General features: G+C 73.7%; 11 protein-coding genes and 1 pseudogene. 6 read left to right on the top strand and 6 right to left on the bottom strand.

Features of this window, described 5'->3' with window-relative positions:
• Window positions 1-10: 10 nt before the first annotated feature.
• Both IEY37_RS04210 and IEY37_RS04205 read right to left on the bottom strand, forming a co-directional pair.
• Window positions 11-292, bottom strand: a complete 282-nt coding sequence (locus tag IEY37_RS04210) for a metal-sensitive transcriptional regulator (RefSeq protein WP_268237967.1) — start codon at window positions 290-292, stop codon at window positions 11-13.
• A gap of 454 nt (window positions 293-746) precedes the next feature.
• Complete coding sequence (locus IEY37_RS04205; protein WP_188940288.1) at window positions 747-1,772, bottom strand: NAD(P)-dependent alcohol dehydrogenase; 1,026 nt, start codon at window positions 1,770-1,772, stop codon at window positions 747-749.
• Window positions 1,773-2,013: 241 nt separating this feature from the next.
• Between IEY37_RS04205 and IEY37_RS04200 the strand changes: the two genes are divergently transcribed.
• The 3 genes from IEY37_RS04200 to IEY37_RS04190 all read left to right on the top strand — a co-directional run bounded on the left by IEY37_RS04200 (window position 2,014) and on the right by IEY37_RS04190 (window position 6,738).
• Window positions 2,014-4,173: a pullulanase X25 domain-containing protein gene (locus IEY37_RS04200; RefSeq protein ID WP_229673813.1), complete on the top strand. Its 2,160-nt coding sequence runs from the start codon at window positions 2,014-2,016 to the stop codon at window positions 4,171-4,173.
• Window positions 4,174-4,325: 152 nt separating this feature from the next.
• Window positions 4,326-5,651 carry a RecB family exonuclease gene (locus tag IEY37_RS04195; RefSeq protein WP_188940287.1) on the top strand — a complete coding sequence of 442 codons (1,326 nt, stop codon included), beginning with the start codon at window positions 4,326-4,328 and terminating at the stop codon, window positions 5,649-5,651.
• Between the two features lie 301 nt (window positions 5,652-5,952).
• Complete coding sequence (locus tag IEY37_RS04190) at window positions 5,953-6,738, top strand: thioesterase family protein (RefSeq protein ID WP_188940796.1); 786 nt, start codon at window positions 5,953-5,955, stop codon at window positions 6,736-6,738.
• Window positions 6,739-6,823: 85 nt separating this feature from the next.
• Here the strand turns inward: IEY37_RS04190 and hisG are convergent, their stop codons facing one another.
• Both hisG and IEY37_RS04180 read right to left on the bottom strand, forming a co-directional pair.
• Window positions 6,824-7,669 (bottom strand): ATP phosphoribosyltransferase, encoded by an 846-nt coding sequence (hisG, locus tag IEY37_RS04185; protein ID WP_188940795.1) that lies wholly within the window; start codon window positions 7,667-7,669, stop codon window positions 6,824-6,826.
• A 130-nt stretch (window positions 7,670-7,799) separates the two neighbouring features.
• On the bottom strand, window positions 7,800-8,063 hold the full coding sequence (locus IEY37_RS04180) for a phosphoribosyl-ATP diphosphatase (RefSeq protein WP_188940286.1): 264 nt from the start codon (window positions 8,061-8,063) through the stop codon (window positions 7,800-7,802).
• Between the two features lie 135 nt (window positions 8,064-8,198).
• Between IEY37_RS04180 and IEY37_RS04175 the strand changes: the two genes are divergently transcribed.
• Window positions 8,199-9,410, top strand: a complete 1,212-nt coding sequence (locus IEY37_RS04175) for an MFS transporter (RefSeq protein WP_229673810.1) — start codon at window positions 8,199-8,201, stop codon at window positions 9,408-9,410.
• A 526-nt stretch (window positions 9,411-9,936) separates the two neighbouring features.
• Here the strand turns inward: IEY37_RS04175 and uvrA are convergent.
• A pseudogene (gene uvrA, locus IEY37_RS04170) lies at window positions 9,937-12,789 on the bottom strand (excinuclease ABC subunit UvrA); the annotation flags it as partial.
• Window positions 12,790-12,934: 145 nt separating this feature from the next.
• On the opposite strand from uvrA, the gene IEY37_RS04165 reads away from it, so the two are divergent.
• On the top strand, window positions 12,935-14,062 hold the full coding sequence (locus IEY37_RS04165) for a Gfo/Idh/MocA family protein (RefSeq protein WP_229673809.1): 1,128 nt from the start codon (window positions 12,935-12,937) through the stop codon (window positions 14,060-14,062).
• Between the two features lie 213 nt (window positions 14,063-14,275).
• Window positions 14,276-14,881: an MBL fold metallo-hydrolase gene (locus IEY37_RS04160; protein ID WP_229673808.1), complete on the top strand. Its 606-nt coding sequence runs from the start codon at window positions 14,276-14,278 to the stop codon at window positions 14,879-14,881.
• A 24-nt stretch (window positions 14,882-14,905) separates the two neighbouring features.
• On the opposite strand, the gene IEY37_RS04155 is transcribed toward IEY37_RS04160, so the two are convergent.
• Window positions 14,906-16,516 (bottom strand): MFS transporter, encoded by a 1,611-nt coding sequence (locus IEY37_RS04155; RefSeq protein ID WP_188940282.1) that lies wholly within the window; start codon window positions 16,514-16,516, stop codon window positions 14,906-14,908.
• Between the last annotated feature and the right edge of the window lie 13 nt (window positions 16,517-16,529).

The raw sequence follows: 16,529 nt of genomic DNA, 5'->3' as shown, positions 1-16,529 counted from the left end.
TCGGTCGGGTTCAGGAGCGGACGAGCCGGGCGATGGCGTCGGAGGCTTCCTTGACCTTGGCCTCCGCGGTGTCGCCGCCCTGTGCGACGGCGTCGGCCACGCAGTGCGAGAGGTGGTCCTCGAGCAGCTTCACCGCGACGGACTGCAGCGCCCGCGTCGCCGCGGACACCTGCGTCAGGATGTCGATGCAGTACTTGTCGTCCTCGACCATGCGCGACAGTCCGCGCACCTGCCCCTCGATACGGGCGAGCCGCCGGGTCAGCTCGGTCTTGCTGTCGGTGTAACCCTGCACCTGTCCTCCGCTCGTCGCCTCCATAGTACCCCTAGGGGGTAGGGGTGCGCGGACCGGTCCGGTGAGGCCCGCGACGAGGCGGTGCGGTGGCGCGGCCAGGCGGACGGCGCGGCGGTGCGGTCGGGCGCGTGGCGCGGCCCTGCGCGGCGGTGCGGCGCGGCGCTGAGAGGTGCGGCGCTGCGGGCAGCAGACTGGCGCGGCGCTGCGGCGCGGCGCCGAGAGGTGCGGCGCTGCGGGCAGCAGGCCGGGGCGGCGCTGCGGGCCGCCTGGCGCGTCATGGCGGTGCAGCCCGCCGCCACCGAGGCGAGGGCGGTAGGGCGTCACCTGCGCGCGGACGGGTGCGGCGAGCCGCCATCCGCGGGCCGTCCAGCGAGCCGCCGGCGGACCGAGTGCGCGGCCGACCGTGCCGCCGTCCGCCGTCAGCCCCGGGCGACCGCGGCGCGGGCCGGTGCCGTCACCGGCGCCCGGGCTCGACGATCACCTTGAGGTTGGCCGGATCCTTGTCCGCCGACAGCGCGCTTTCCACGTCGTCGAGCCCGAAGTGACCGGTGACCATGCCGTCGAGGTCCACGCGTCCGGCGGCGGCCAGGGCGATGGCGGTCGGATAGGTGTTGGCGTACCGGAAGGTGCCGGTGACGGTGAGCTCCCGGTTCTGGATCAGGCTGACCGGCAGGCTCAGCTCGTCGGCGCCCATCCCGACGAGGGCCACCCGCCCGGCCGGACGGACCGCGGTGATGCCCTGGCGGACCGCCGGCGGCGCGCCGGAGCAGTCGATGAACGCGTCGACCTCGAGCTGCGGGCCGATCGCGTCCGGCTCCCGGGCGTCGACCAGGACCGTCGCGCCGAAGCGCGTCGCGGCCTCCAGCCGGGTGGGCGCCACGTCCGAGACGATGATCTCCGTGGCTCCGAGGGCCCGCGCCACCTGGGCGTTCATCAGGCCGATCGGCCCGGCGCCGGAGATCAGGACCCGCGAGCCCGGCCCGACCCCGACCTTGCCGCAGGCCCACACCCCGACGGAGAGCGGTTCGATGAGCCCGGCACCGTCGTCCGAGATCGAGTCGGGTACCGGGTGAGCGAAGTCGGCCGCGAGCGTCACGAACTCGGCGAAGCAGCCGTCGATCGGCGGGGTGGCGAAGAACCGGACGTTCGGGCAGAGGTTGTACCGGCCGGCCTTGCACTCGCGGCAGATCCGGTCCGGGACGCCCGGCTCCATGGCGACCCGCTGGCCGAGCCGCGACGAGTCGACCCCCTCGCCGACGGCCACGATGGTGCCGCCGCCCTCGTGGCCGAGGACCAGCGGCTGGCGGACGACGTAGTCGCCGATCCGGCCGTGCCTGAAGTAGTGCACGTCGGACCCGCAGACGCCGACGGACCCGACGCGGATGAGCACCTCGCCGAGGGCGGGGCTGGGCACCGGGCGCTGCTCGACGGCCAGGTCACCGACCCCGCGCAGCACCGAGACGTCCATGAGATCCGCCATGCTGCCTCCGGCCGCGCGGGCCCTCGACGGGCCGTGGAGCTGCGACGGTAGCAAGGGCCGCCGACAGCCCCGTGGTCGACGGCCCCGGCGCCGCCGGGCCGACCCGCTGTCCACAGCCCCCCGCTCCGCGGTTGTGGTCGGCCTCACACCGTTGTTACGGTCTGCCGCTATTCGAACACCGACGTTCGGGTCCGGCGGTGCTGCCGCACGACTCCGGCGTCCCGTCCTCCGGAGGAACTGCATGAGACGTCGCGCGGTGCGCAATGCCGCCGTGGTGGGGGTGTCCGCCGTCCTGATGGTCGGGCTCAACCAGTCGTCCGTCGCCCAGGCCGACACGGCCATCGCCTCGGTGACCCTGGCCGGTGACCTCGACAGCGAGATCGGCTGCGCGGCCGACTGGCAGCCGGACTGCGCCGCCGCCCACCTGGCGGTCCGGCCCGACGGGCTGTGGGGCGCGACGTTCGACCTGCCCGCTCCCGAGGGCGGCAGCTACCAGTACAAGATGGCGATCAACGACGCGTGGACGGTCAGCTACGGCGAGGACGGCGGCCAGGGCAACGTCGTCGTCCGCGTCCCGTCGGCGCAGCCGGTCACCTTCGTGTTCGACCCGGTCTCGCACCTGGTCACCGACTCGCGGACGAGCGTGACCGCCGTGGGCTCGTTCCAGACGCAGCTGGGCTGCTCGGCCGACGGGAACGCCTCCTGCCCGCAGTCGTGGCTGTCCGACCGCGACGGGGACGGCGTCTACACGCTGTCCACCGGCACGATCGCGCCGGGCACCTACACGCTGTCCGTCGCCACCGTGTTCGGCGCGGGCCCGACCTACGGGCAGGGCGGCGCCGCGGGCGGTGCGCCGGTGACGTTCACCGTCCCCCGGTCCGGGGGCGGATCGACCACGACGATCAGCTACACCGCCGCCACCCACGCCGTCACCGTGTCGTCGGTGCCCCTGGTCCAGGCGCCGCCGGCCACCTTCGGCCACCCGACGGCCCGCCGCGGGGACGTCATCGCGAACCTGTTCGAGTGGAACTGGGTGTCGGTCGCCCGGGAGTGCCGCACCGTCCTCGGGCCGGCCGGCTACGGCGGCGTCCAGGTGGCCCCGCCGCAGGACTCGATCAACAACCAGAACAGCAACCCTGGCGTCGCGCACCCGTGGTGGGAGGTCTACCAGCCCGTCGACTACAAGCTGACCAGCCGGATGGGCAACGAGGCGCAGTTCAAGGCCATGGTGCGCACGTGCCGCGCGGCCGGCGTCAAGGTCTACGTCGACACGGTCATCAACCACATGACCGGCCAGGGTTCAACGTCCTACGGCGGCGTCACCGGATGGAGCAAGTACGACTACCCCGGGATGTACTCGAACGCCGACTTCCACCACTACCCGGCCGACTGCCCGCAGGCCGACGGCACGATCCACGACTTCAACAACGTCCAGGAGGTCTTCAAGTGCGAACTGGTCGGCCTGTCCGACCTGCGCACCGAGTCGGCGAAGGTCCGCACCACGATCGCGGCCTACCTGAACAAGTTGCTGTCGTACGGGGTGTCCGGCTTCCGCGTGGACGCCGCCAAGCACATCGGCCAGGCGGACCTGTCGGCGATCGAGGCCAAGCTGCGGCGCACCGTCGACGGGCAGCGGCCCTACATCGCCCTGGAGGTGTCCCTGGACAGCCCGGGCCGGCTGACGCCGTGGGCCTTCTTCCGGCAGGGTGACGTGCTCGGCTTCGACTTCGCCGAGCCGGTCCGGTCCGCCTTCACCAGCACGATCGCCGATCTCTCGGTCTTCGGCGAGGACGCCGGTCTGGTGCCCAGCGACAAGAGCCTGGCGTTCGTCCAGAACCACGACACCGAGCGGCCGACCGGCACGCCGACGACGCTGAGCTACAAGGACGGCGCGACCAACACCCTGGCCACCGAGTTCCTGCTGGCCTACGGCTACGGCACCCCGCAGGTCTACTCCGGTTTCGCCTTCAGCGACCGCGAGGCCGGCCCGCCGTCCGACGCCGACGGCATGGTCCGCAACGCCGACTGCGCCGACGGCTGGGCGTGCACGCACCGCAGCCGCGGGGTGGCGAACCTGGTCGACTTCCACAACTACGCGATGGGCGCGCCGGTACGGAACTTCTGGGACGACGGCTCGAACCTCATCTCGTTCAGCCGTGGCACCAAGGCCTGGATCGCGATGAACAACCACACCACGCCGCAGACCCGGTCGTTCCGCACCGGCCTGCGGGCCGGCACCTACTGCGACGTCGTGCACGGCACCTTCACCACGTCCGGGCGGTACTCCTCGTGCACGGGCCCGACGGTCCGGGTCGACGCGCGCGGAATCGCCCGGGTCACCGTCCCGGCCAAGGATTCGGTGGCGTTCGACGCCCGCAATCTGGTGCGCCCGCGGAGCTGACCGCGGCGCTCGACGGCGGGGTCCGTCCGGTCGGTGCGAGCCGACCGGACGGGACCCCCGCTCGGTGGTGACGGACGGCCTCCGTCCGGGTCGATCCACCAGGAGACCGCCGGCGGGACCCGGTGTCGGGGCCCGAGGTTAGCGTCGGCGACATGACCGCACCGGCGACCGGCCCCGTGGCGCCCGGCGAGACCGTGCGCCGTCCCCTGGTGCTGTCGCCGAGCCGGGTGGCCGACTGGAAGCGGTGTCCGTTGCGGTACCGGCTGCGCGCGGTGGACCACCTCCCCGAGCCGGTCGACCCGCTGGCGTTGCGGGGCACGCTGGTGCACGCCGTCCTCGAGCGGATGTTCGCCCGGCCGCCGGCGGAACGGGTGCCGCACCTGGTGGTGCCGACCGTGCGGCAGGTGTGGTCCGACCTGCTGGCCGCCGAGCGTGAGCGCACCGCCGGACCCGCCGGTCCGGTCGCGGTGACCGGCGCCGGCCGGGTCAGCGCGGCGCCCACCGCCGGCACCGGCGGTAGCGGCTGGAACGCCCAGGACTCCACCACCGGCGCCACGGGCACCGGCGAGGTCGGCCGCGTCGGCGAGGTCGGCCGCGTCGGCGACGGAGTGTCCGGGGACGGCGTCGCAACACCCGGCGGCCGCCGGGCGGGCGGAGGCGCGGACAGCGGAGCCGACCGGGCCGGGACGGACCTGGACGGCGATGGCGGCCCACTCCGCGACGCCGTCCGGGGCTGGCGCGCCGGTGGGGAGGCCGGGTGGCTGGCGTCCGCCGAGGCCCTGACGCTCGCGTACTTCACCCTCGAGGACCCCCGACGGCTGCAACCGGAGGCGGTCGAGCAGCGGCTCGAGGCGGACCTGGGCGACGGGGTGCGGGTGCGGGGTGTGCTGGATCGCGTGGACCGTGCCCCGGACGGCCGGGTGCGGATCGTCGACTACAAGACCGGGCCCGCACCGCGCCCGGACGCCGAGGGCGGCCCGCTGTTCCAGCTCCGCTGGTACGCCCTGCTCGTGCTGCACGACCGCGGCCGGTTGCCCGACGAACTCCTGCTGCTGTACCTGCGGGACCGCACGGCCCTACGGGTGCGGCCGGACGGCCAGGATCTCGAGCGGTTCGCGAAGTCGGTCCGTGCGGTCTGGTCGGCGATGTCCGGGGCGTGGGATTCGGGCGACTTCCCCGCGAGCCGGAACCCGTCGTGCACCTGGTGCCCGTTCCGCCCGCTGTGCCCGGCCTGGGGCGGCGTCCCGCCGCCGTATCCCGGGCCGCCGGTCGGGACACCGGGCACGACGCCGCCGGCGCCGATGTCCGGGCCATCCGTCGCCGACGGGACCGAGGGCGCCGGATCAGCACCCTCCGGCAGGCGGCCCGGGCGGCACGGGCCGGCCGGGTTCGCCCGCTGGCTGCGGCGCCGGAACGGCGACGGACCTGCCGACGGGCCGGTGCCCGCCCCGGGCGCCGGCAGCCAGAACCGCTCCTGACGCCCGGCGACCGCCCGGGCTGGATCCGTCCCGACCGCCGGGGACTGCCGGTGCTGGATCCGCCCCGAACGGGCCGCGACCGGACAGAAGTGACAGGCGTGGATCCGTCCCGGGCGGAGCGGGACCAGGCGAGGTCGCGGCCCGTCACCGGCCGGCTCGCGAGCGGACCATTACCCTGGCCCGGGTGAGCAGGCCAGAACACGACGGCGTCCGGGCCACCGTCCGCTCCCACCCGCGACCGGCGGGCGTTCCGGCGGACCGGGCATCGGCCCCTGCGGTCCCGCGGTCCACGGTCGTCCCGATCAACGCGGGGGCGTACTTCGTCCCTGCCGGGCCCGGCCGGTTCCGGTCGACGGAGCACGCCCAAGGCGCCTGGTCGGCGGACGAACAGCACATGGGTCCGGTGTCCGGGCTGCTGGTGCACGCGCTGGAGGCGTGCGCGCCGCGCGACGACCTGGTCATGTCCCGGGTCGCGTTCGACATCCTCGGCCAGATCCCGGCCGGCGAGGTGGCGGTGTCGGCCCGGGTGGTCCGGCCCGGCCGGACCATCGAGCTGCTGGAGGCCGAGATGTCGGCCGACGGCCGCCTGCTGGTCCGGGCGACGGCCTGGCGCCTGCTGCGGTCCGACACCACCCGGATCGCCGGCACCGATCTGACGCCGTTGCCGCCGCCGGAGAGCGGGCGACCGTTCGACGGCTCGGGCACGTGGCCCGGCGGCTTCATCCGGTCGTTGGACATCCGCACGCTCGGTGAACCGCGACCGGGACGGGCACAGGTGTGGTTGCGTTCGGGCGTGGAACTGCTCGCCGGCCGCACCTCCACCGACCTGGCGAGTCTGTTCGCGCTGGTCGACACCGCCAACGGCATCGCGGTGCGGGTGCGACCCGGTGAGGCGTTCTTCCCGAACACCGACCTGACCGTGCACCTGTTCCGACAGCCCGTCGGCCGGTGGCTCGGGCTGGACACCGAGGTGTCCTTCGGCGGCGACGGCACCGGGCTGACCGCGTCGGTGCTGCACGACCGCATCGGGCCGATCGGCCGGGCCGCGCAGACGCTGACCCTGCGGATGACCGCCGGGCACGCCTGACCCCGGCCGCCCGGGCCGAACCAGCCGGCCGAGCCGGCCGGCTGAGCTCGGCCGTGGCTCCTGCCGCCGGCCCGAGCCGGTCCGCTCAGAGCCGGCAGGAGCGGATGTCGGACGCCAGGATCGCCTTCGCGCCGAGCTCGGCCAGGGAGTCCATCACCGGGTTGGCGTTCTCCCGGCGCACCATCGCGCGCACCGCGACCCAGCCCGGATCGGCCAGCGGCGCCACGGTGGGCGACTCGAGGCCCGGGGTGATCCGGGACGCCTGGTCGAGCAGCGACTTGGGGCAGTCGTAGTCGAGCATGACGTACTGCTGCGCGAACACCACGCCCTGCAGCCGGTTGGTCAGCTGTCGCGCGGCGGCCGTCCGGTCCGCACCCTCCCGGGACAGCAGCACCGCCTCGGAGCGGCAGATGACGTCACCGAAAGGCACCAGCGCGTGCTGGCGGAGCGTGCGGCCGGAGCCGACGACGTCGGCGATGGCGTCGGCGACGCCGAGCTGGATCGAGATCTCCACCGCCCCGTCCAGCCGGATGATCCGGGCGGTGACGCCCTGCCGGAGCAGGTCCACCTGAACCAGGTTGGGGTACGACGTGGCGATCCGGCGCCCGGCGAGGTCCGCGACGGTGGTGCCGCTGCCCTCCGGCGCGGCGTACCGGAAGGCCGAGTAGCCGAAGCCCAGCCCGAGCTGCTCGGTGACGGGTGCACCGGAGTCCAGGGCCAGGTCCCGTCCGGTGATGCCGAGGTCGAGTTCACCCGACCCGACGTAGATGGCGATGTCCTTGGGGCGGAGGAAGAAGAACTCGACGTCGTTGGCGACGTCCAGCACGGTCAGGTCGCGGGCGTCGGTGCGCTGCCGGTACCCGGCCTCGCGCAGCATGGCGGTGGCAGGTTCGGACAGCGTGCCCTTGTTGGGCACGGCGACTCGGAGCATGGCGGGGTCCTCGTGGATCGGGGCGGCGGCGGTCTGCGCCGGCCGGGTGGTCGTCCCGCCGGCGAGGATGCGGGCGGGGACGAGGTGGTCCGGGGCGGGCGGCGGGAGCGGGCGGTACCGCACCCTCGCCCTACAGATGCCGGTAGACCTGCTCCAGCGCGATGCCGCGGCCGATCATGATCACCTGCGCGCGGTAGAGCAGTTGCGAGATCTCCAGCGCCAGGGCGTCGTCGTCCTCGTGCTCGGCCGCCAGCCAGACCTCGCCGGCCTCCTCGAGCAGCTTCTTGCCCTGGGCGTGGACGCCGTCGTCGAGCGCCTGCACCGTCCCGGAGCCGGCCGGCCGCGTCCGGGCGCGGTCCAGGAGCTCGGCGAACAGGCTGTCGAAGGTCTTCACCGCGCGGTCCTCACGGTGACCCAGTCTCGCAGACCCGCCGGAATGGTCCACCGCCATCCGTGGGCGAGCGGTGTCACAGCCCGTCCACCCGTCGCGGGGCCGCCACGGCCGCGGGACCAGGGATACTGAGTCTCTGTGAACTATTTCCCGACCGCGCCGCGGGCGCAGCGGGCGTCGGTCGCACTCCAGTTCTTCGCGATGGGCACCACCACCGGCAGCTGGGCGGCGCGGATCCCCACGGTCCGCGCGCAGATCGGCCTGTCCGACGCGCAGTGGGGTCTCGCCGCGCTGGCGTCCACCGCCGGCAGCCTGATCTCCCTGCTGACCGTCATGTACCTGGTCGGCCGGGTGGGTCCGCGCCGGATGGCCTGCGCCGGGGTCCTCCTGCTGCTGCTCAACGCTCCCCTGCTGGCGGGCTCGACGCATCCTGCGGCGCTGGTTCAGGGCCTGCTGGTGCAGGGCCTGGCCACCGGCCTGCTGGCGCCTTCGATGAACGCGCAGGCGGTCGAGGTCGAGCGGTCGTACGGGCGGCGGATCATGTCGTCGTTCCACGCCTGCTTCAGCGTCGGCCAGCTCGCCGGTGGCGTCTTCGGGGCGCTGGCCGCGGGCGCGGGGATGTCGCCACGGGCGCAACTGGTGGTGAGCAGTGCGGTGCTGCTGGTGCTCCTGCTCGCCGGGTACCGCACGCTGCCGGCCGACCCGCCGCGCGTGGCCGGCGGCCGTCGCCGCGAGGCCCGGCGGGTGACGCCGCAGCTGGCGCTGCTCGCCGTGATCGCCCTGCTGGCGTCCGTCAACGAGGGCGCGGCGGTGCAGTGGAGCGCCCAGTACACCTCCGGGTACCTGGCAGCCGGGGCGAGTGTGGGTGCGGTGACGTTCACGACGTTCTCGGTGGCGATGGCCGTTGCCAGGACCGTCGGCGACCGCCTGCTCAACCGGCTGGGCCCGAGCCGGTTCGTGCTGCTGTCGGAGCTGGTCGTCGCGAGCGGCATGGCGGTGGGCCTGGCGACCGGCACCGTCTGGGGGGCGCTGCTGGGGTTCGCCGCGCTGGGCATCGGCTCGGCCTGCGTGGTGCCGACGCTGATGGGTCTGGCCGGGCAGCAACCGGGCATCCCGACAGCGGTCGGGGTGTCGGTCGTCTCGCTCGGGCAGTGGCCGGCCATCCTGCTCGGTCCCCCGCTGGTCGGCGGGATCGCCGGACTGGTCGGCCTGCGCGCCGCCCTGTACGCCCTGGTCGTCGCGGCCGTGGTGATCGTGCTGCTCACCCGGCGGATGCGGGTGCCGTCGCGGGACGAGCACACGGTGGCGTCCCGGGCGCTGGCCGACCGGGGCGCGGCCGAGCCCGCCTGACGCCCGCCGGCACGGCGCACCCGACGACTCCGCGACCGGCGCGCCGACCCGCATCCGGACGGGCGGGTCAGCGCAGCTTCGCCGCCCGTCGCCGGGCCTTCGCCGCGGCGGCACGAGCGGCAGCGGCCTCCGCGTCGACGACGGTGGTGGCTGCTCCGGCTGCCCGTGCGGCACCCGCGGCCGCCGCCGGGCGCGTGGCACCCGCCGTGGCCGCGCGGGTTCCGGCCGTCGCGGCCGCCGGCACGGCCGTCCGCGAGGCCGCTGCGGGAGACCGGGAACCGGCCGGTGCTGCCGTCCCCGCCGTGACGCCGGTCGTCGACCGCCCGTTGGTGCCGCGGCTCGACGGCCGCGAGGCGCCGTTCCCGGCCGCGACGGGGTCGGCGGCGGCACCGTTGCGGCGCGCGGGCGCCGCCGTGCCGTCGATCTCCGCGGCACCCGCCGTCGCACCGGTCCCGCCGGGCCCCTCGACCGGGGCCGCGGCGCGCCCGCCGCCGTTTCGGCCCGTCGGGAACGACAGCGCACGGCCCTGCAGGATCGGCCGGAGGAACTGACCGGTGAACGACTCCGGGACGGCCGCCACCTGCTCGGGGGTGCCCTGCGCGACCACCCGCCCACCGCCGGATCCACCCTCGGGACCCATGTCGATCACGTGATCGGCGGTCTTGATGACGTCCAGGTTGTGCTCGATGACGACGACCGTGTTCCCCTTGTCGACCAGGCCGTTGATCACCAGCAGCAGCTTCTCGACGTCCGCGAAGTGGAGCCCCGTCGTCGGCTCGTCGAGGACGTACACGGTGCGGCCGGTGGACCGCTTCTGCAGCTCCCCGGCGAGCTTGACCCGTTGCGCCTCGCCGCCGGACAGCGTCGGCGCGGGCTGGCCGAGCCGGACGTACCCCAGGCCCACGTCCACCAGGGTCTTGAGATGGCGGTGGATCGCACCGATCGGCGCGAAGAACTCGGCGGCCTCCTCGATCGGGGTGTCCAGGACGTCCGCGATGGTCTTGCCCTTGTAGTGCACGTCCAGGGTCTCGCGGTTGTACCGGGCGCCCTTGCACACCTCGCACGGCACGTAGATGTCCGGCAGGAAGTTCATCTCGATCTTCAGGGTGCCGTCGCCGGAGCACGCCTCGCAGCGGCCGCCCTTGACGTTGAACGAGAAGCGACCGGGCTGGTAGCCCCGCACCTTCGCCTCGGTGGTGGCGGCGAACAGCTTGCGGATGTGGTCGAACACGCCGGTGTAGGTGGCCGGGTTCGACCGCGGCGTCCGCCCGATCGGCGACTGGTCCACCCCGACGACCTTGTCGACGTGCTCGAGTCCGGCCACCCGGGTGTGCCGCCCCGGCACCATCCGGGCGCCGTTGATCCGGTTTGCCAGCACCGCGTACAGGATGTCGTTGACCAGGGTGGACTTGCCCGACCCGGAGACGCCGGTGACGGCGACCAGGGTCCCGAGCGGGAAGTCGACGGTGACGTTCCGCAGGTTGTGCTCGCGCGCCGACACCACGGTCAGCTTGCGCTTGGGGTCGACGGGCCGCCGGGTCAGCGGTGTGGCGATCTCCCGCCGCCCCGACACGAAGGCGCCGGTGATGGACTCCTCGCTGGCAGCCAGCTCCTCGACGGTGCCCGAGACGACCACCTTGCCACCGTGCTCGCCGGCGCCGGGGCCGATGTCGACCACCCAGTCCGCGGTGCGGATGGTGTCCTCGTCGTGCTCGACGACGATCAGGGTGTTCCCGAGGTCCCGCAGCCTGGTCAGGGTCTGGATCAGCCGGTGGTTGTCCCGCTGGTGCAGGCCGATCGACGGCTCGTCGAGCACGTACAGCACGCCCACCAGCCCGGACCCGATCTGGGTCGCCAGCCGGATGCGCTGCGCCTCGCCGCCGGACAGCGTGGCCGCGGCCCGGGCCAGCGACAGGTAGTCGAGGCCGACGTCCAGCAGGAAGCCGAGCCGGGCGCCGACCTCCTTCAGGACCCGCTCGGCGATCATCCGGTCCCGCTCGGACAGCGCCAGCCCGTCGAACGCCTCGACCGCCTCGCGGATCGACAGCATCGCGAAGTCGCTGATGTTCATCGGACCGCGGCTGCGGTGGTCGATCGTGACGGCCAGGATCTCGGGCTTGAGCCGGGTGCCCTTGCACACCGGGCACGGCACCTCGCGCATGTAGCCCTCGTACTTCTCGCGGGCCACGTCGGAGTCGGTCTGCGAGACGCGCCGCTCGAGGAACGGGATGACGCCCTCGAAGTCGGCGTAGTAGGAGCGCTGCCGCCCGTACCGGTTGCGGTACGTGACGTGCACCTGGTCCTTGGTGCCGCCCAGCACGGCCTTGCGGGCCGACGCCGCGAGCTCGTCCCACGGGGTGTCCACGGAGAACCCGAGCACGTCGCCCAGTCCGCGCAGCAGTCGCAGGAAGTACTCGGCCGTCTGTCCCCCGGACCACGGCTGGATGGCTCCCTCGGCCAGCGACAGCGCACCGTCCGGGACGACGAGGTCCGGGTCGACCTCCATCCGGATGCCCAGACCGGTGCACTCCGGGCACGCGCCGAACGGCGAGTTGAACGAGAACGCCCGCGGCTCCAGCTCGTCCAGGCTGAGCGGGTGGTCGTTCGGGCAGGCCAACCGCTCGGAGAAGCGCCGCTCGCGCTGCGGATCGCCCTCCTCGAGGTCGACGAGGTCGAGGAGCAGCACCCCGTCAGCCAGCCCGAGCGCCGTCTCGACCGAGTCGGTGATCCGCTGCTTGGCCGTCGCCCGGCTGACCAGCCGGTCCACGACGACCTCGATGGAGTGCTTCTCCTGCTTCTTCAACGCCGGCGGGTCCGCGAGGGAGTGCACGACGCCGTCGATCCGAGCGCGGGAGTACCCCTTGGCCTGCAGGTCGGCCAGGAGGTCGACGTATTCGCCCTTGCGCTCCCGGATGACCGGGGCGAGCACCTGGAAGCGGGTGCCCTCGGGCATCTCCAGCACCCGGTCGACGATCTGCTGCGGCGTCTGCTTCGTGATGGGCTCGCCGCAGACCGGACAGTGCGGGTGCCCGATCCGGGCGAACAGCAGGCGCAGGTAGTCGTAGATCTCGGTGATCGTGCCGACCGTCGACCGCGGGTTCCGCGAGGTCGACTTCTGGTCGATCGAGACGGCCGGCGACAGGCCCTCGATGAAGTCGACGTCCGGCTTGTCCATCTGACCGAGGAACTGGCGGGCATACGACGACAGCGACTCGACGTAGCGGCGCTGGCCCTCGGCGAAGATGGTGTCGAACGCCAGCGACGACTTGCCCGAGCCGGACAGTCCGGTGAACACGATCATCGAATCGCGCGGCAGGCTGAGGTCCACGTTGCGCAGGTTGTGCTCGCGGGCGCCACGCACGATCAGGTGTTCGGTCACGATGACCCATGCTAGGCGGGTGCCCCGACACCGGGCATCGCCGCAGGTCGGGGTGGCCGACCCGGGACCGGGCGGCGGAGCGGGCGGTTACCGGCCCGTCCGGGGTCGCAGCCGCGTGTTCCGCGGCGTGCGCCATCATCGTGGCGTGCACCCGACCGACCCCGCCTCCTCGTCACCCTCCACCGCGGACCGCGGGACGGCGGAGGGACCGGAGCCGGTGGCGTGGGCGCTGTGCGGCTACGGGTCGGGCGGTCGCGTCTTCCACGCCCCGCTGCTGGCGTCCGCGCCTGCGATCCGCTTCGCGGCCGTGGTGACGTCCGACGCCGGACGGCAGCAGCAGGCGCGGGCGGACCACCCCGGCGTGGCGACCGTCCCGTCGCTGGAGGAACTGCCCGCGCTGGGCGTCCGCGGCGTCACCGTGACGACTCCGCCGGCCACCCACACCGATCTCGCGCACCGGGCGCTCGACCTCGGGCTCGCGGTGGTGGTCGACAAGCCGTTCGCCCTGACTGCGGCAGCCGCGGCGGAACTGGTGGAGCACGCCCGCCGGGTGGGCGGGGTGCTGACCGTCTACCAGAACCGGCGCTGGGACAGCGACCTCCTGACCGTCCGGCGGCTGCTGGCCGACGGCGCGCTGGGCACGGTGCACCGGTTCACGTCGCGCATCGACCGCTTCCGACCGGTGAAGCCCGGCTGGGGGTCCGCCGGACCCGAGCAGGGTGGCGGCACGTTGCTGGACCTCGGTCCGCACCTGGTCGACCAGGCCCTGCACCTGTTCGGTCCAGCCCGGTCGGTGTACGCCGAGTTGGGCACGGTCCGGGCCGGCGCGGCGGCGGAGGACGACATCGTGCTGCACGTGCTGCACCGCGACGGCGTCCGGTCCGTGCTGGTCGCCGGCATGGCCTCGGCCGCTGCGGGCCCGCGGTTCCAGGTGAACGGGGACGCCGGCGGTTACCTGGTGCACGGCTTCGACGTCCAGGAGCAGCAGCTCAAGGACGGCGGCTCCCCAGCGTCGCTGGGTGCGGAGTGGGGCGTCGAACCGCCGTCCGCCTGGGGGACGCTGACCACCGCGGACGGCAGCCGCCCGGTGCCGTCCGAACGTGGTCGGTGGGACGTGTTCTACCCGGCGGTCGCCGCGGCCGTCTCAGGCCGAGGCGCGGTCCCGGTGGATCCCCGCGACGCCGTCGCCACTGCCGAGGTGCTCGACGCGGCGCGCGAGTCGGCTCGCACCGGCCGCCTGGTGCCCGTCACCGGGACCGACGCCGCCGGCTGACCGGTCGCGCCGATGGTCCGGCCGTGCTGCCGGAAGTGCCAGGGGCCACCCCGCGACCACCGGCATCGCCGTTTGCGAGGCGCCGGTGGTCCGGCCGGCCGGTCCGAGGTACCGCTCGCCGGGCAGCCCGGCTCTGGTTGGATCCGTCGGGTGAGTGCGTACACGGGCCACGTCGATCCCCGCGGCGAAGCGGCCACCCGGACCCTGCCCGCGGTGACCATCACGAAGATGTCCGTCGGGCCGATGGACAACAACACCTACCTGCTGGTCTGCCGGACCACCGGCGACGCGCTGCTGATCGACGCCGCGGCCGACGCCGACCGGATCGCCGACCTGCTCGGGGCCGGGGCCGACCGGCCGCGACTGCGCAGCATCGTCACGACGCACCGGCACCAGGACCACTGGCAGGCGCTGGGCGCCATCGCCGGGCAGACCGGCGCAAACCTGTACGCCGGCGCCGAGGACGCGGGTGAGCTACCGGTGCCGACCGACGTGCCGCTGGAGCAGGGCGACACGGTGCCGCTGGGCGACAGCTCGCTGGAGGTCGTCAAGCTCCGCGGGCACACGCCCGGGTCGGTGGCCCTGCTGTACCGGGATCCGGGTGGCGACCCGCACCTGTTCACCGGCGATTCGCTGTTTCCCGGCGGTCCCGGCCGCACCACCTCGCCGGCCGACTTCGGCAGCCTGATGGACGACCTGGAGAGCCGGGTCTTCGACGTCCTCCCGGACACCACCTGGGTGTATCCGGGGCACGGCGACGACACCACGGTCGGCCGGGAACGGCCGCACCTGACCGAGTGGCGCGCGCGGGGCTGGTGACCCGGCGCGCCACCCGGCCGGCGATCAGACCATCGCGGCGGAGTGCTCGCCCTGCGGCAGGTCCGCCCGACCGGCGTTGATCAGCAGCAGCGACGCCACCGCTGCCACGACGAAGAGCGCGGAGCCCCACCAGAACGCCATGCCGTACCCGTGGACGTTGGCCGCGCCCCAGGTCGGCAAGAGCTGCAGCACCGACGGATCGGACGGCTGGACACCCTCGGCCAGCGCACCGAGCTGCGGCACCGCGGCACCGGCCTGGGCCGCGGTCACCCCTGTCGGCAGGTGACCGAAGAAGTAGCTGGTGGTGGCGTTCGCCGCGACGGTGGACAGCAGCGCCGTGCCCAGCGAGCCACCGATCTGCTGCGTCGTGTTGACCATCGCGCTGGCCACGCCCGCGTCCGCCGGGGAGACGCCCACCAGGGCGACGTTCGTCGTCGACATGAAGATGAAGCCCATGCCGACCGAGATCACCAGCTCGGCCGGGAACACCTTGCCCCAGTAGGTGCTGCCGGCCTCGATGGTGCCCAGCCAGGCCAGGCCCAGGGTGCCCAGCACCAGACCGACGGGGATCATCACCCGGGCGCCGACCCGCAGCACCAGCTGCGAGCCGACGCCGGCGCCGATCACCACGCCGAGGCTGAACGGCAGGAACGCGACACCGGCCTTGATCGGCGAGAACTGCAGCGTGCCCTGCACGAAGTAGGTCAGGAACAGGAACATGCCGAACAGGCCCGTACCGACGAACAGGCCGACGATGTAGGCGCCCGCGCGGTTGCGGTTGCGGATGATCCGCAGCGGCATGAGCGGCGACGAGCTGCGCGACTCGACCAGGACGAACAGCGCCAGCAGCAGGACGCCGCCGACCAGCCAACCCCAGGTCTGCACCGAGCCCCAGGTGTGCAGCGGCGCCCGGGTGAAGCCCCAGACGACGGAGGCCAGTCCGGCCGTCGCCAGCAGCGCGCCCGCCACGTCGTAGTTGTCGCCGGTGGGGGCCTTGGACTCGCGCAGGATCGGCAGGGCGGCCAACAGGGCCACCGCGGCGATGGGGATGTTGACGAATAGGCACCAGCGCCAGTCGACGTAGGACGTCAGGATGCCGCCCAGCAGCAGACCGATCGCCGATCCACCGCCGGCGATGGCGCCGAACACGGCGAACGCCCGTGCGCGCTCGCGGGCCTCGATGAAGGTCACGGTGATCAGGGCCAGGGCCGCCGGGGCCATGATCGCGCCGAAGACGCCCTGCAGGGCGCGGGCGGCGAACAGCATCCACGGCTCCTGCGCGGCACCGCCGACCGCCGACGCGATGGCGAAGCCGCACAGCGCCACGATCAGCATCCGCTTGCGGCCCACCCAGTCGGCGATGCGACCGCCGAGCAGCAGCAGCGAGCCGAACGGCAGCGCGTAGGCGGTGATCAGCCACTGCCGGTCGTTCGGTGCGATGTGCAACGCCGCGCTCGCGTGCGGCAGCGCGATGTTCACGATGGTGGCGTCGAGCACGACCATGAGCTGGCTGACGGCGATCACCGCCAGCGCCCACCAGCGCTTGGGGTCGAGGTGGTGCTGGAACTCGCCGTCCGGCTCGCCGGTGGGCGCCGGGCCCGCCCCCGGGGAGGTCTTCTGCAGCGGTTCGGACATGGGTTGTCTGCCC

It is taken from the genome of Nakamurella endophytica (assembly GCF_014646215.1).
Classification (GTDB): domain Bacteria; phylum Actinomycetota; class Actinomycetes; order Mycobacteriales; family Nakamurellaceae; genus Nakamurella; species Nakamurella endophytica.
The sequence above is the reverse complement of the archived record's forward strand: the minus strand, read 5'-3'. Positions and strand labels throughout refer to the sequence as shown.

Bases quoted from the DNA above. Each gene is read 5' to 3' on its own strand.
- IEY37_RS04205 (WP_188940288.1), bottom strand. From the start codon at position 1,772: ATGGCGGATCTCATGGACGTCTCGGTGCTGCGCGGGGTCGGTGACCTG.
- IEY37_RS04200 (WP_229673813.1), top strand. From the start codon at position 2,014: ATGAGACGTCGCGCGGTGCGCAATGCCGCCGTGGTGGGGGTGTCCGCC.
- IEY37_RS04195 (WP_188940287.1), top strand. From the start codon at position 4,326: ATGACCGCACCGGCGACCGGCCCCGTGGCGCCCGGCGAGACCGTGCGC.
- hisG (WP_188940795.1), bottom strand. From the start codon at position 7,669: ATGCTCCGAGTCGCCGTGCCCAACAAGGGCACGCTGTCCGAACCTGCC.
- IEY37_RS04155 (WP_188940282.1), bottom strand. From the start codon at position 16,516: ATGTCCGAACCGCTGCAGAAGACCTCCCCGGGGGCGGGCCCGGCGCCC.